The sequence below is a fragment of the Aquibium microcysteis genome, assembly GCF_014495845.1.
Taxonomy (GTDB): domain Bacteria; phylum Pseudomonadota; class Alphaproteobacteria; order Rhizobiales; family Rhizobiaceae; genus Aquibium; species Aquibium microcysteis.
On sequence record NZ_CP061080.1, the window covers coordinates 3,031,866 to 3,047,079 of the forward strand.

The 15,214-nt window shown below is 69.5% G+C and carries 13 protein-coding genes and 1 riboswitch; of the genes, 10 read left to right on the top strand and 3 right to left on the bottom strand.

Annotated features, from left to right (window positions below):
• Window positions 1-46: 46 nt before the first annotated feature.
• The 3 genes from IAI54_RS13990 to IAI54_RS14000 all read right to left on the bottom strand — a co-directional run bounded on the left by IAI54_RS13990 (window position 47) and on the right by IAI54_RS14000 (window position 3,420).
• Window positions 47-1,072 (bottom strand): ABC transporter permease, encoded by a 1,026-nt coding sequence (locus tag IAI54_RS13990; protein ID WP_187972923.1) that lies wholly within the window; start codon window positions 1,070-1,072, stop codon window positions 47-49.
• Between the two features lie 72 nt (window positions 1,073-1,144).
• Window positions 1,145-2,743, bottom strand: a complete 1,599-nt coding sequence (locus tag IAI54_RS13995; protein WP_235679357.1) for an ABC transporter substrate-binding protein — start codon at window positions 2,741-2,743, stop codon at window positions 1,145-1,147.
• Window positions 2,740-3,420, bottom strand: a complete 681-nt coding sequence (locus tag IAI54_RS14000; protein WP_187972924.1) for a cupin domain-containing protein — start codon at window positions 3,418-3,420, stop codon at window positions 2,740-2,742. Before IAI54_RS14000 ends, IAI54_RS13995 begins: the two co-directional genes overlap by 4 nt.
• 160 nt (window positions 3,421-3,580) lie before the next feature.
• A riboswitch (cobalamin riboswitch) is annotated at window positions 3,581-3,796 on the top strand.
• 134 nt (window positions 3,797-3,930) lie between these two features.
• Between IAI54_RS14000 and IAI54_RS14005 the strand changes: the two genes are divergently transcribed.
• The 10 genes from IAI54_RS14005 to IAI54_RS14050 all read left to right on the top strand — a co-directional run bounded on the left by IAI54_RS14005 (window position 3,931) and on the right by IAI54_RS14050 (window position 15,211).
• Complete coding sequence (locus IAI54_RS14005) at window positions 3,931-5,904, top strand: TonB-dependent receptor plug domain-containing protein (protein WP_187972925.1); 1,974 nt, start codon at window positions 3,931-3,933, stop codon at window positions 5,902-5,904.
• A gap of 107 nt (window positions 5,905-6,011) precedes the next feature.
• Entirely contained in the window at window positions 6,012-6,833 is an 822-nt protein-coding gene (locus tag IAI54_RS14010) for an ABC transporter substrate-binding protein (RefSeq protein ID WP_235679358.1), read from the top strand.
• A complete protein-coding gene (locus IAI54_RS14015) occupies window positions 6,830-7,819 on the top strand; it encodes a FecCD family ABC transporter permease (RefSeq protein WP_187972927.1) in 990 nt (329 codons plus the stop codon). Before IAI54_RS14010 ends, IAI54_RS14015 begins: the two co-directional genes overlap by 4 nt.
• The gene (locus tag IAI54_RS14020) at window positions 7,819-8,625 is read left to right on the top strand and encodes an ABC transporter ATP-binding protein (RefSeq protein ID WP_420838284.1); all 807 of its coding nucleotides are present in this window, start codon (window positions 7,819-7,821) and stop codon (window positions 8,623-8,625) included. The genes IAI54_RS14015 and IAI54_RS14020 overlap by 1 nt, the downstream gene beginning before the upstream one ends.
• Window positions 8,622-10,448, top strand: coding sequence for an energy transducer TonB (locus IAI54_RS14025; protein WP_187972928.1), 1,827 nt, complete (start codon window positions 8,622-8,624; stop codon window positions 10,446-10,448). Before IAI54_RS14020 ends, IAI54_RS14025 begins: the two co-directional genes overlap by 4 nt.
• Before the next feature lie 285 nt (window positions 10,449-10,733).
• The gene (locus IAI54_RS14030; RefSeq protein ID WP_187972929.1) at window positions 10,734-11,378 is read left to right on the top strand and encodes a TetR/AcrR family transcriptional regulator; all 645 of its coding nucleotides are present in this window, start codon (window positions 10,734-10,736) and stop codon (window positions 11,376-11,378) included.
• Between the two features lie 45 nt (window positions 11,379-11,423).
• The gene (locus IAI54_RS14035; RefSeq protein WP_187972930.1) at window positions 11,424-12,491 is read left to right on the top strand and encodes a C4-dicarboxylate TRAP transporter substrate-binding protein; all 1,068 of its coding nucleotides are present in this window, start codon (window positions 11,424-11,426) and stop codon (window positions 12,489-12,491) included.
• A gap of 46 nt (window positions 12,492-12,537) precedes the next feature.
• Window positions 12,538-13,110, top strand: coding sequence for a TRAP transporter small permease subunit (locus IAI54_RS14040; RefSeq protein ID WP_187972931.1), 573 nt, complete (start codon window positions 12,538-12,540; stop codon window positions 13,108-13,110).
• The gene (locus IAI54_RS14045) at window positions 13,107-14,420 is read left to right on the top strand and encodes a TRAP transporter large permease (protein ID WP_187972932.1); all 1,314 of its coding nucleotides are present in this window, start codon (window positions 13,107-13,109) and stop codon (window positions 14,418-14,420) included. The genes IAI54_RS14040 and IAI54_RS14045 overlap by 4 nt, the downstream gene beginning before the upstream one ends.
• A 14-nt stretch (window positions 14,421-14,434) precedes the next feature.
• Entirely contained in the window at window positions 14,435-15,211 is a 777-nt protein-coding gene (locus tag IAI54_RS14050) for a cyclase family protein (RefSeq protein ID WP_187972933.1), read from the top strand.
• Window positions 15,212-15,214 lie beyond the last annotated feature (3 nt).

A 15,214-nucleotide genomic window follows, 5' to 3' on the forward strand; every position in this document is an offset into this window, starting at 1 on the left:
TGCCCGGCAGGGCAGAGGGGGGTGAATGCGCGAAAACCGATGACCATCACCCTGCCCTCTGCGACAGCCGGATGCGCGGGTTGATCAGCGCGATGAGGAGGTCGACGACGACGTTGACGATCAGGAACAGCGCCGAGATGATCAGCACCGTGCCGACGATGGCGTTGAGATCCTTGCGCAGGATGACGGCGACGCCGTAGCGCGACAGGCCGGGCCAGGCGAAGACGGCCTCGACCAGGAAGGCGTTGCCGAGCATGGCCGCGAAATCGAGGCCGATGATCGTCAGCGACGGGATGAGCGATGGCCGGAAGGCCCAGCGCCGCGCGATGCGGCCTTCGGCGAAGCCGTAGGACTGCGCCATCTCGATGTAGGGCCTGTCGTAGGTCTCGACCATGTTGGAGCGGGTGAGCCTTGCGGCCTGGCCGATGCCCGACAGCGCCAGCGCGAAGGCCGGCAGCACGATGTGCCAGGCAGCGTTGGCGAAGGCGGAGAGGTTGCCGGCCAGAAGGGTGTCGATGGTGAGGAAGCCGGTGACCGGCGCGATCTGGTAGCTGTCGGCGATGCGCCCGGCGATCGGGAACAGCGGCAGGAAATAGGCGAAGCACAGCATCAGGATGACCGCCCAGACGAAGCTCGGCGCCGAGACGCCGAGCAGCGTGACCAGCCGGATGGCATGGTCCGCCCAGGTGCCGCGCCAGCGCGCCGCGGCGACGCCGAGCGGCAGGCCGAAGAGCACCATCATCAGGCCGGCGACGACGATGAGTTCCAGCGTCGCGGGCAGGAACTGGGCGATGTCGGTGGTGACGGGGCGGTTGGTGTAGAGCGAGACGCCGAGATCGCCGCGAAAGACGTCGCGGACGAAATAGGCGTATTGGACGACCAGCGCATCGTCGAGATGCAGCCGCTCACGCATCTGCGCCACCTGCTCGACGCTGGCGTTCGGCCCGAGCGCGATGCGCGCGGGATCGCCGGGGATGATCCGGGCGATGGCGAAGATCAGCATCGAGACCCCCACCAGGACGAGCAGGGAGGTTCCGAGCCGCTTCGCGAGGAGGCGGACGACGGGGGGCATGGCGGCTCTTCGGTTCGCCGGGACAGGCGGTCGCCCGCCGGTCCCGGTATGAGGGTTCGGTTGCTGCCCGGGTTACTGGCCGGTCATTTCCATCAGGCGGAAGGTGAAGCCCATGCCGTCGAGGCCGAAGGCCTTCTCCGGATCGCTGAGCGCCGGCACCTTGACCCGGTTCGACGCGGCGAAGAGCGACTGCCGGTCATAGCCGTAGATGGTCGGCGCGATCTCCATCAGCCGGGCGTTGAGCGCGGCATAGGTGGCCTGGCGCTCGGCCGGATCGGTGACGGTGCGGCCCTTGACCAGCAGGTCGTCGACGGTGGCATCGGTCAGATATTCCGGCGACTGCCACGTGCCCTTGAGCGAGGAGTGGTACATCGGGAACAGGAGCGTGTCGGGATCGCCGGTCACCGCGTTGGCGAAGATCTGCGAGACGTTGGGCGTGTTCTCGGGCTTCGACACCAGCTCGGTGAACAGCGCCCACGGCACCTTGCGGATCTCCGACTTGATGCCGATCTCGGCGAAGTTCGCCTGCATCAGCAGCGCGAAGCGCTCCTCGATCGGGACCTCGCCGATCCAGGACAGTTCGAGCGTGAAGTCCTCCGGCTTGTACTTGCAGGCGGCGAGATGCGCCTTGGCGGCCTCGAGGTCGCGCGCCAGCGGCGTGTCGCCGGCACCGAACATGCCGACCGGGATCGCGCCGGTCGACGGGCTGCCCTGTGCGATGCCGTCGGCCACCGCCACCATCTGGATGCCGGCGGAGTAATCGAAGGCGGATGCCAGCGCCAGGCGGCAGTTCACGTCGTCGAGCGGCGGCTTGGCGGTGTTGAGCTTGACGTAGAACGCGCCGCCGCCGGCCTCCTTGAGGATCTGCGCGCCACTGCCGGCAAGCGCCTTCAGCACCTCCGGCGGCAGCCACTGCGAGGAGATGTCGTGCTCGCCCTGGGCGATCAGCGTGCGCACGGTGGCCGCCTCCAGGCCGTAGCGCAGGCGCACCTGGTCGGGCGCGCTGGCCGCCACGTCGAGGAAATAGTCCGGATTCTTCTCCATGACCGTTTCCTGCTGCGGATTGTGCGAGACGACCTTGTAGGCCCCCGAACCCGCACCGTTGGCCGACAGGAAGGCCTGGCCCCAGTCCTTCATCTCGCCCTCGCCGTCGCCGAGGTTGGCCATGACGAGCTTCTTGTCGAGAATGGGCAGGCGGACCAGGGAGGCGACGAAGGGGGAGTATGGCTCGGTCAGCTTGAAGCGGACGGTGTTCGCATCGACCGCCTCGGCCGACTCGACCTTGGCGAAGACGAAGGACAGGCCGGCGCCGAGCGACTTCATCCGGTCGAAGGAGAAGACGACGTCTTCGGCGGTCAGCGGGTTTCCGCTCTGGAACTTCACGTCGGTCCGCAGCTTGAAGACGAAGTCGTTGCCGTCGGCCTCCCAGCTCTCGGCCAGATGCGGCGCGTAGCCCGGGCCGCCCTGCACGGGCAGGACCAGCGTGTCGTAGACGTTGAACATCAGGATGGAGTCGGCATAGTCCGACGCCTTGCCCGGATCGAGTTCGCCGACGGCGACCTCGTCGAGGCGCAGCACGGTCTGCGCGGATGCCTGCGCGACGGCGAGCGGCGTGAGGACGGTGGCGGCGAGAAGCGCGGCCGCGAACGGCCTGGCGATCGATTTCATCATGATTCCCCTTTGTTGATCCTGGATTTGGATGGTTTGCGGCCGCGCGCGGCCGCCCGCTGGACGACCGGGTGCGGTTCCTCCGTGGCCGGGTCGTCGCCGAACACGTCCATCGTGCAGGTGTGCAGGATGGTGGCCGGCGAGCCGGTGTGGTTCCACGACGAGTGGACGCGGTTGGACTGGAAGTGCAGCGAATCGCCGGCTTCGAGGATGTTCGTCTCCCCCTCGAGCTCGACGGTGATGGCCCCCGACAGCACGTAGAAGATCTCCTCGCCCTCGTGCGCGATCGGTTCGGAGCGGTAGCCGGGCGGCTCGTGGATGATCAGGCTGCGCAGCACGTTGCCCGGAAACGAGGTGGACAGCCGTTCGTAGACCAGCGAGTTGCCGCCGACGGCATAATGCGGGCGCTGGCTGCTCCGGGTCATCGAAGCCGTGACCTTGGGCTGCGACAGGAACTCCGAGACGTGCAGCCCGAGGACCCGCGACACCGATACCAGCGACGACAGCGACGGCGTGGTGATGCCGCGCTCGATCTGCGAGATGAAGCCGACCGACAGGCCCGCCTTGTCCGCGACCTCCTTCAGGGTCAGCCCGAGCGCCTGGCGTCGCGTCCGCAGGCGATCGCCCAGCGGCGCCGCCTCGGCACCCGCAAAGCCCTCGTGATCAACCCGGTCGGCCACGCTTTCCCCCGTTTTAGTATTTCTAAAACGTGACTCGCCGCCTGGAACGAGTCAAGCGGATTGTTTTAGTACGGCTAAACACGCTGCGGTCGTCCGGCGCCGGTCGCTCGACCGTGAATCGCGCTTGCCCGGACCGTTGACCCGGCGCTTCACGGACTGTTAATATGTCGGCGTCCGAGGTTCCCGTGCCAATGCAGGCCGGGAGGAGATAGGGAATACGGGACGGTGCCGCAGGCATCGCGACCGTAGCTGCCCCCGCAACTGTAAGCGGCGAGGCCTGTCCATCGATGCCACTGAGGCGCGTTCGTCGCTTCGGGAAGGCAGGGCAGGCCGCTGAACCGCAAGCCAGGAGACCTGCCTCGGGCCGTCACGTTTCCGGATGCGGGGAGCTTCCGGCGCTGTCTCGCACAGTGGTGGCTTTCGTCATCGCTGGGGGACCCCGACACCGATCCCACCGGCACCATTGCAACCATGACCGCGTCCGAGGGGGCGCGGCCCCGGGGGACCGTCATGAATCACACGAAAGCGCTGTCGCTTTCCGCCGCCGTATCCGTTCTTTCGCTGATCGTCGCAGCACCTGCCTTCGCTCAGGAACTCGACATCGGCGAAATCGTCATCACGCCCAACCGCACGCCCATCGACAAGGCCAAGACCGGCTCGAAGGTGGAGACCGTGAGCAAGGACGAGATCGAGGCGCAGGCGCGGCCTCTCATCGTCGACTACCTGAACCAGCTGCCGGGCATCCACATTACCTCTCCCGGCGGTCAGGGAACCGAGGCGAGCCTCTCCGTGCGCGGCCTGCCCCGCCGCTACGTCAAGACGCTCTACAACGGCATCGACATCTCCGACCCGACGAGCACCCAGGTCCAGACGTCCTACCAGTATCTGCTCGCCGACAGCGTGGGCAGCATCGAGGTCCTGAAGGGCTCGCAGAGCACGCTCTACGGTTCCGACGCGATCGCGGGCGTCATCTCGGTCTCGACCCTCGGCGGGATCGAGCCCGGCGTGAAGCATCTGGTCGGCGTCGAGGCGGGCTCGAACGGCACGGTGCGCGGCGCCTACGGGCTGCGCGCCGCCAACGACAAGGCGAGCCTGTCGTTCAACGCGGCCGGCTATCATACCGACGGCATCTCGTCCGCAGCGCTCGGGACCGAAAACGACGCCTTCGACCTCGGCAATCTCGACATCAACGGCGAGTACCGGTTCAACGAGAACTTCTCCGTCTTCGCCAGCGCGCTCTACATCAAGGGTCGGTCCAACTACGACAACGATCGCTACGTCATCCCCCGCACCGGCGAGATCGTCGAGCCTTCCGACAATCTCCAGAACCGCAACGCCACCGAACAGGCGGCCGCCCGCTTCGGCTTCAATCTCGACCTGCTCGACGGACGACTGAAGAACACAGCTTCCGTGCAGGTCTTCCAGCTCGACCGCGCGATTCGGTCCGTCGATCCGATCAACGGCGCCTTCGACGCCGACTACACCGGCAAGCGCACCAAGTTCGACTACCAGGGCTCTTTCGAGGCCTCGACCTGGCTCACGCTGCAGTACGGTGCGGACCACGAACGGCAGGGTGCCGAGGCGACCGACAACTACGGCACGGACACCGACGAAACCTTCTCGCTGACCGGCGTCTGGACCCAGGCCATCCTGGAGCCGGTCGAGAATCTCGTCCTGACCGGCGGGCTTCGCCACGACAGCCACTCCGCATTCGGCGGGCACCTCACCTACCGCGGCACCGCGTCCTACCTGTTCGACCAGACCGGGACCCGGCTGCACGGCTCGGTCGGGACGGGCTTCCGTGCCCCCAGCCTCTACGAACTGTACGGCCCCTACGTCGGAAACACCGCCCTCAAGCCCGAAACGAGTTTCAGTTTCGACGCGGGCGTGGAACAGACCCTGCTCGACGGGGCGCTGGTGGCGGACGTCACCTTCTTCATGCTCGACGTCGAGAACCTGATCCTCTACGACAACGTCACCTTCAACTACCAGCAGGCCCCCGGGACGACGAAGTCCCGCGGCGTCGAGACCTCCGTGACCTGGAAGGCATCAAGCTGGTTCGACGTCGGTGCGAACTACACCTATACCGACGCCAGGGATCCCGACGGCGACCGCGCCATCCGCATTCCGGAGCATGCGATCGGCCTGCAGGCGACGGTGCGCCCGGCCGAGAAGTGGACGATTTCGGCCACGGCCAAGATCCCGCTCGATACGCTGGACACCATCATCGTCGGCAGCCAAGCCTATACGACCAGTTTCGGCTGCGATCCCGACCCCTCACCCTGCACAAGATACAGCGCGGTGCGCGGCGACGTGAAGCTCGACGACTACGTGCTGATCAACGCCAAGGTGGCCTACAAGCCGACCGAGAACACCGAAGCCTATGTGCGCGTGGAGAACCTGCTCGACCAGGACTACCAGGTGTCGCCGGGCTTCGGCACGGCCGGCATCTCCGCCTTCGCGGGCTTCAAGGCGCAGTTCTGATGCGCCGCCGCCCGGTCGTCGCGCGTGCACCCGGCAGTCGGGCCGGACGCGCGCGTCGGCCGGGCGCCCCCTGGTTTCCGCCGGTCGCCGCCGTTCTGGCGGCGGCGATGATCGCCGGACCGGCGCGGATCGCCGCCGCGGACGGGACGCCGAGGGTCATGTCGCTCAACGTCTGTACCGACCAGCTCGTGCTCGCGCTGGCGGCGCCGGAACAGATCGTTTCGCTGTCGGTGCTGTCCGACGATCCGGACTACTCTTTCCTGCACGCGAAGGCCGGCGCCTACCCCAAGAATGCCGGCATCGCCGAAGAGGTCTTCGTCGCGGCGCCCGAAGCGGTGGTGACCGGGACCTACTCGCTTCACAATACGACCCAGCTGCTGCGCCATCTCGGGCTGCGGGTGGAGGAGTTCGACTACACGCAGACGCTCGACACGATCCCGCTCGATATCCGCCGCATGGGCGCGATCCTCGGCGCCGAGGCCCGGGCCGAAGCGATGGCCGCAGCTTTCGAACGCGACCTCGCCGCACTGAGGGTGCCCGCCGACGCGCCGCGGCCCACCATCGTCCTCTACGGCCAGAACGGCGTGGCGACGGGCGCGGACACGCTGGCCGGCAGCGTGCTGGAAGCGGCGGGCTTCCGCAATCTCGCGGCCGAGCGGGGCTTTGCCGGCATGGCCCCCTACCCGCTCGAACTGCTGGTCTCCGACCGCCCGGACGTGGTGCTGCTTCCGGCGCGGGCCGAGGATGCTCCCGCCCTCGCCGACGAGGTCACGCGCCATCCCGCCATCGCGGCAAGCGGCGCGCGGCTGGCGTCCGGCATCGTGCCGCGCGGCGCATGGAACTGCGGCGGATATTTCACCCTGGAAGCCGTGCGCGCGCTCCGAGGCCTTCGAGACGGGATCCTCGAGGCACGGGGAGCGGCCGGATGAACGCGTCCCGCCTGATCCTGCCGCTGTCGGTCGCGGTCGCCGTGCTCTTCGCGGCGTCGCTGCTGATCGGCCCCGCCGCGCTCGGACTGGCGGCGGGCGTGGACGGGCTCCTGTCGGGCGGCGGCGAGGCCGCCGCGATCATCATGCGCGAGGTCCGTCTGCCGCGCGCGCTGCTCGCCGCCCTCGTCGGTTTCGGTCTAGGACTGTCGGGCGCGGCCCTCCAGGGCTTCCTGCGCAACCCGCTCGCCGAACCCGGGATCATCGGCGTGTCGGCCACGGCCTCGCTGGGGGCCGTGATCGTGTTCTATTCCGGCCTCGCCGGTGCCTCCATGCTGGCGCTGCCCGCGGGTGCGATGACCGGAGCCCTGGTGGCCGTCGTCGTGCTCCTGGCGATCGCCGCCGGCAACACCACGACGCTGACGCTGATCCTGGCCGGCATCGCCCTGTCCAGCCTCGCCGGAGCCTTCACCTCGCTGGCACTGAACCTCTCGCCCAATCCCTTCGCGAGCTACGAGATCATCTTCTGGCTGCTCGGCTCCATCAAGGACCGCTCCATGGTCCACGTCTGGATCTCGCTGCCGCCGATGCTGATCGGCTGGGCGCTGATTCTCGCCTCGGCACGGGCGCTCGACGCCCTGTCCTTCGGCGAGGAGGCGGCGCAGAGCCTCGGCATCGACCTGATGCGCGCCCGGATCATGCTCGTGGCGGGCGTGGCGCTGGCCGTCGGCGCCGGTGTCGCCGTCACCGGCGCGATCGGCTTCGTGGGCCTCGTCGTGCCGCATCTGCTGCGCCCGCTGACCGACCGGATGCCGAGCCGGCTGCTCGTTCCCTCCGGCCTCGGCGGCGCAGCGCTGCTGCTCGCCGCCGACATCGCCGCCCGCACCATCGTTCCGGCCAAGGAACTCAACGTCGGCGTGATGACGGCGCTCATCGGCGCGCCCTTCTTCCTGTGGCTGGTGACGCGCTCCCGCCGGGGGATCGCCTGATGGAACTCGCCGCCCGCGCCCTCGACGTGGATCTCGCCGGCCGCCGCGTGCTGCGCGGCGTCGATCTTCTCGTGCGGCCGGGAGAGGTGGTCGGGCTGCTCGGGCCGAACGGCGCAGGCAAGTCGACGCTGATGCGGGCACTCGCAGGCCAGATCGCCCATTCCGGCACGGTGCGGATCGGCGGACGCGACGCTGCCAGCCTGTCCCCGGGCGGGCGGGCCCGACTCGTCGCCTACCTGCCGCAGACGCGGGTGATCGGCTGGCCGGTGAGCGTGGAGAAGGCGGTGGCGCTCGGCAGGCTGCCTTGGCTCGGCTTTGCCGCGCGCCCCGACGCGCGCGACATGGACATCTGCCGCGAGGCGATGCGGGTGATGGACGTCGACGCCCTCGCCGCGCGGCGCGCGACCGAACTCTCGGGCGGAGAGCAGGCCCGCGTGCTGGCCGCCCGCGCCATCGCGCAGGACACGCCCGTGCTGATCGCCGACGAACCGGTCTCCGGCCTCGACCCCGCCCACCAGATCGCCATGATGGCCGCCCTCGGCACGATCGCCCGGCGCGGTCGCGCGATCCTGGTGTCGCTGCACGACCTGACGCTGGCGGCACGCTGGTGCGACCGGGTGATCGTGCTGCGCGCAGGCGCGGTCGCCGCCGACGGCGACCCGGCCGAGGTGCTGGACGCGGCGATGCTGGCCGGCGTCTTCGGCATCCGCGCCCACGTCGCGCGGGAGGACGGCCGGCCGGTGCTGGCGCCGGTCGGGCTGTCGGCGGAGCCTGGCGGGCACACGGTCGCGGGAGGAAGGCCATGACCGTCACCCCGGCCTGGATCGACCTCGCCCGCCGCAGCGCCGCGGAAGCGGCCCGGTCCAGGAATGGCGTGGGCGCGGCGCCCGCTCTCGACGCGCCCCGCCGCGGCGAGAACGACAATGGTGGCGCGATGCCGTCCACCGGATTGTCGGCCGGCGGCCTCGCGGCGCCGCTCCTGCCGCATCCCGCCCCGCGCCGGCGACGGCTCGGCGCCGTCGCGCTGATCCTGTCGGCGACCGTCCATGCCGCCGCCTTCGCCTGGCTAGCGAGCGGCCTGGCGCCGGAGGGCGTCGAGGCCGCGTCGGACGGCCTCGCGGTCGAACTGGTCTTCGACGTCCCGGCCGCGCCTGCCAGCGCCGCGTTCGCCGGCCAGGACGGTGCGGTGGTGACGGACGGCGACTGGCCGGAAACCGAGGATGCGCCCGTGGCCGGGCAGGCGGTGACGGAGGCCGTGGCGCCTGCCCAGGCCGAGGCGGTGGAGCCGGATCGGGCCGAGGCGGTAGAGCCGGATCGGGCGGAGGCCGTGGCGGCCGATCGGGCGGAGGCCGTGACGCCAGATCAGGCCGGCGCCGCGGAGCCGGTCGGGCTGGCGGAGGCGGCCGTTCCGGAGCCGGCCGCGACCGTGGAGCCGGATCCGGCCGGGTCCCCGGATGCGCCATGGGCGGATGAAGCCCGCCCCGTCGAACCGCTTCGCGCCGATGACGCCGAGGCCGTGGCTCCGCCACAGCCGGCGGAAACGGCGCAGCGGCGGGACGCGGTCGAGGCGTTGCCGGACGAGGCCGAAGCGTTGCCGTCATCCGCCGCCGTCGCGCCGGTGGAACCGGCCTTCTCCCGGACCGTCGAGGAGACGCCCGCCGCCCCGGCCTCCCCGTCCGGCGACCCCGCCGCGGCAGCCGTTCCCCCGGTCGCATCCGGGGCCGCCGTGGAAGCGCTGGCTGCGGCACCGGAGGCCGCGGAAACCACGCCGAGCCCGGCGGAGCAGGTGTCGGCGGAGCCTGCCGCACCGGTCGCGGCGGCGGTCGCCGAGCCGCTGCAGGCGGAGGTTCCGGATGCAGCCGCGGTCGCCATGGCCGAAGCGCTGGCTCCGGTCGAGCCGGTGGCGGCACGTCCGACGGTCCCCGACGACACGCCGACGACGACGGCGGAAACTGCGGCGCCCGCCGCACCGGCCTTCGCGCCGCCCGTGCCGGATGCAGCGGTGACCGCCATGCTGGCGGCGCCGCCGGCGGTGACGACGCTGCCCGGCGATGCGCAGGACCTCACCCTGCCGCAGACGGTGGCGCAGATCCCCGAACCGCGTCCGCAGCCGCAGAGCGCTGCGGCAGAACCGGCGCGGAAGACCGACGTGCGCAGGCAGGGGCAGGCGCGTCCCGCCGCGACGGAGAGCCGCGACACGGCCGCTGCGCGCCAGCCGCACCCGCAGAAGGAAAGGGCGAAGGCCGCGGCGCCGTCCGGAGGCCAGCCCGCCGCCGCACCGTCGCGAAAGGCCGCTTCCGCCGCGAGCGCGGGAAGCCAGGCCCGCGCCGCCGCGGCGCCCGGCGCCGAAGCCGCGTACGGCCGGCGGGTCCTCTCCCATATCCAGCGCTACAAGCGCTACCCCGCCGCCGCCCGCAATGCCGGCATCACCGGCGTGACGCGGCTCTCGATCGTCATCGACCGCGCGGGCGGCCTCGCCGGCGCGCGGGTCTCGTCGGGCTCGGGACACGCCATGCTCGACCAGGAAGCGCTGGCCGTTGCCCGGCGCGCCGCGCCCTATCCGCGACCGCCCGAAGGCGTGGGCGGAAACACCTTCTCCATCGCCGTGACGCTGCGCTTCACACGCTGACGGGGACGGCGCCGCCGTCACCGGGCTGGCCGGCGCTGCCGGCGATCCGCGTCCCCCGTCCGTCGATCGCACTCCGCAGGAAGACGCATTCCCGCCGGCCGGTCTCCAGCGGCCCGAAAGGGAGCCCTGGCGGGCCTGGCTTTCGCCGCCCCGAGCCACGGGAGCGGGTTCCAGGTAGGGTCGACACCCCTCTCGCGAGAGGATCGGACGGCCCGACGAACGAAGCGGCTTGACTCGTCCGATGAATTCGTCAAACGTTTAACGAATGGGAGGACCTGCCTGATCATGCTCACGCAGACGCGCACGGAAGGCGACGTCAGCACTGCCATCCTGTCGGCGGGCGAGCGGGCGTTCGCGGAGTTCGGCTATGCCGGCGCATCGATGCGCGGCATCGCGCGGGATGCGGGCGTCAATCAGGCGATGATCGCCTATTATTTCGGTTCCAAGGAAGGACTGCTGCACGCGATCATGCGCCGCCGGTCCTCCTTCGTGAACGCCCAGCGCGACACCCGTCTCGCCGCCCTCAGGGAGAAGGGGCAGCCGACGGTCGACGACCTCATCGAGGCCTTCCTGGCGCCGCTGATCGAACTGGCGACCGACGAGGAGCAGGGCGGCTATTCCTACGTCAAGATGCTGGCCGTGTTCACGCATTCCGTCGACGAAGTGGCCAAGCGGGTGATCGCGGAGAACTTCGACGGCATCGCCCGCCGCTTCACCGACGCCTTCCGCGAGATCGAGCCGCAGATGACGGAGAGCGACGCCATCCGCGCCTATCTCCTGTCGCTCGGCGCCGGCATCGCGGCCGTGGGCATCGCCAACCGCGCGGGCCGCATGTCGGAAAGGTACGACCATCCCGAGACGGCAAAGCTGCTGCGCGCCGTCGTCGCTTTTTCGAGCGCCGGCGTCCGGGCCCTGATGCACGGGGACTGACCGACGAACTTCAAAGACGAACCGATCGAACCAAGGGAGGAAACCATGTTCGGTAAGACGCTTCTGAAATACACGCTCCTCGCCGCCGCCCTCGCCGCATCGACGGCGGGCGCGCGCGCCGAGACGATCGACGCGACCATCGTCGCCGGCCACCCGCCGGTGTTCCGCTGGGTCAAGCATGCCAGCCAGACCTTCATCCCCGCCGTCAACAAGGCGCTCGAGGGCAGCGGCCACGAGATCAAGTGGGACGAGCAGTACGGCGGCTCGCTGGCCAAGGTGGGCGACGAGCTCGAGGCGACCGAGGAAGGTCTCGCACAGGTCGGCGTCATCTCGTCGGTCTTCGACCCCGCCAAGCTGTCGCTGCAGAACGTGAGCTACTACACGCCCTTCGTGTCGAGCGACCCCGCCCTGGTGGCCAACACGGTCGACGGCCTGCATGCGTCGAACGCCGCCATGAAGGTGACCTGGGAGGAAAACGGCCTCGAATATCTCGGCGGCCCATCGGCGATCGACGACTACCTGCTGATGACCACCTTCCCGGTGAAGTCGATCGAGGATCTCAAGGGCAAGAAGATCGGCGCGCCCGGGCCGGCCGTGAACTGGCTCGCCGGCAGCGGCGCGGTCGGCGTCTCCGGCAACCTCACCACCTACTACAACGAGATCAAGACCGGCGTGTATGACGGCGTCATCGTCTTCGCCACCGCCGCCCTGCCCGGCAAGCTCTACGAGGTGGCTCCCTACGTGACCCGGATCGGCTTCGGCGCGCAGTATGCCGGCGCGCTGGCGGCCAACAAGGAGTGGTACGACGAGCAGCCGGAAGAGGTGCAGAAGGCGCTCAAGGCCGGCGCCGAAGCCTTCAAGACGGCCTACCTCGCCGATCTCGGCGCCGCACAGGAGGCCGCCCTGAAGGCCATGGCCGACCAGGGTGCGACGATCACCGAGGTCGACGACGCCTTCCGCCAGAAATGGGCTGCCGGCATGGACAACGTCGCGCAGACCTGGGCCAAGCAGGTCGACGGCGAAGGCAAGGCCGGCAGCGAGATCCTGAAGGCCTACATGGACGCCATCCGCGCCGCCGGCGGCAAGCCGGTGCGCGACTGGGACCAGGAATAGTCTGCGGTCCGAACACCCTCAGGCACCTTCGAAGGGGCGAACGTCCATGGCACATGGAGCGACGCCGGAGCCGACGAACGGCTCCGGCTGGGGCAGGCGCATCCGCGCCACCGCCGACATGATCTCGAACGGGCTCAACGTGATCGGCACGCTGCTGATCCTGGCGCTCGTCGTGCTGGTCAATGCCGACGTGCTCGGCCGGAACCTCTTCCTGGCGCCGATTTCGGGCGTGCCTGAAATCGTCTCGATGTCGATCGTGGCGATCGTCTTCCTGCAGGTCTCGCAGGCGTTCCGCATGGGACGGTTCACCCGCACCGACGCCCTGCTCGACGCCATCGCCCGACGCTCGCCGCGGCTGCGGGCGGCGGTCGAACTGATCTATGTCGCCGCCGCCCTGGCCCTCGTCTGGTTCCTCCTCTCCGCCAGCTGGCCCCTCTTCGAGAAGGCCTGGGAACGGGGCACCTATGTCGGGACGGTCGGCGACTTCACGGCTCCTGAATGGCCGGTGAAGCTGGTGATCCTCATCGGCTGCGCCGCCCTCATCATGCAGATGCTCATCGCCGGCGCGATCGCATTGTCCGGCCTCCTCGGGCGCGGGAACGGCGGAGCGGCCCGATGAGCTCCTTCGAGATCGGGCTCGCCACGCTCGGCGCCATGATCGTGCTGGTCTATGCCGGCCTGTGGGTGCCGATCGCGCTCATGCTGTGCTCCTATGTCGGCGTCTGGATGATGAAGGGATCGCCGCTGCTGGCCGGCAAGCTGCTGGCTCTCGCCGCCTCCGAAACCATCTCCTCCTACTTCTTCGGCGTGGTGCCGCTGTTCGTGCTGATGGGCTTCCTCGTCTCGGTGACCGGGCTCGGCCGCGACGCCTTCGACGTCGCCAACCAGCTCTTCCGAAGGCTGAAGGGCGGGCTCGGCGTGTCGACCGTCGCCGCCAACGCCATCTTCGCCGCCATCACCGGCATCTCGATCGCCTCGGCGGCCGTGTTCACCAGGCTCGCCGTGCCCGAGATGGTCCGGCACGGCTACACCAAGAAGTTCTCGGTCGGCGTCGTCGCCGGCTCGTCGGTTCTCGGCATGCTGATCCCGCCGAGCCTGCTCCTGATCCTCTACGGCCTGCTGACGGAACAGTCGGTCGGCGACCTGTTCCTCGCCGGCGTGCTGCCGGGCATCCTTCTCGCCGTCGTCTTTGCCGGGGGCGTCATCCTGATGGCCTATTTCTGGCCCTCCTTCATCGGCGAGAACCTGTCGGGCGACACCGAACACGACATGTCGGGGCGCGATCTCGCCGCCAAGGGTCTGCCGATCGCGACGCTGATCGCGCTGGTGCTCGGCGGCCTCTACGCCGGCTTCTTCACCCCGATCGAGGCCGGCGCCGTCGGCTGTCTCGGCGCCATCGCCATCGGACTGGCGCGCCGGGCGCTGACGTGGCGCAGCTTCTGGGAGGTGCTGACCGACACCGGCCTGGTGACGGCCTCGATCTCCTTCCTGATCATCGCCGCGCAGATGTATTCGCGCATGCTGTCGCTGTCCGGCCTGCCAGCGGAGTTCGGCTCCTTCGTCGCCACCGCCGACATCGGCTTCTGGAGCGTGATCCTGGCCTACGTGCTGCTCGTGATCCTGATGGGGACGATCCTCGACTCGTCCTCGATCATGCTGATCCTGGTCCCGCTGATGCTGCCCGTCATCATCCCGATGGGCGTGGACCTCGTCTGGTTCGGGATCGTCACCGTGATCGCGGTGGAGATCGGGCTGTTGACGCCGCCGTTCGGGCTCTCGGTCTTCGTCATCAAATCGACGCTGAACGACGATTCGATCTCGCTCGGCGAGATCTTCCGCGGCGCGGCCCCCTTCGCCATCATGATGGGGCTCGTGCTCGCGCTCGTCCTCGCCTTCCCGTTCCTCGCCACCGGCCTACTCGCCCGCTAGTCCCGGAGACCGCCATGCCGCGCCGCATCATCGACCTGTCCGTCGCCCTCGAGATGGGGATCGCCTCCGATCCGCCGATGGCGCTGCCGAAGATCGACTATCTCGACCACCAGATGACGGGCGGGCAGATCCTGCCCTTCTTCCCCGGTCTGACGAAGGACCAGCTGCCGAACGGCGAGGGCTGGGCGGTGGAGCAGCTCAGCGTCTCCACCCACAACGGCACCCATCTCGACGCGCCCTATCACTACGCCTCGACCATGAACGATGGCGAGCGGGCGATCACCATCGACGAGGTGCCGCTGGAATGGTGCTTCAACCCGGGCGTCAAGCTCGACTTCCGCCACATGGAGGACGGCTACGTGGCCACCGCCGCGGACGTCGAGGCGGAGCTGAAGCGCATCGGCCACGACCTGCGCCCGCTCGACATCGTGGTGGTGAACACCGCCGCCGGCGCCCGCTACGGCCAGCCCGACTACGTCGCGCGCGGCTGCGGGATGGGCCGCGAGGCGACGATCTGGCTGCTCGAGCGCGGCGTGCGCGTGACCGGCACCGACGCCTGGAGCTGGGACGCGCCCTTCGTCCACACGGCGAAGCGGTTCGCGCAGACGCAGGACCCGAAGATCATCTGGGAAGGCCATCGCGCCGGCATGGAGATCGGCTACTGCCACATCGAGAAGCTGGCGAATCTCGACCGGCTGCCGGCGAACGGCTACGAGATCGCCTGCTTCCCCTTCAAGATCAAGGCGGCGTCCGCGGGCTTCACCCGCGCCGTCGCGATCTTCGAGGACTAGGCG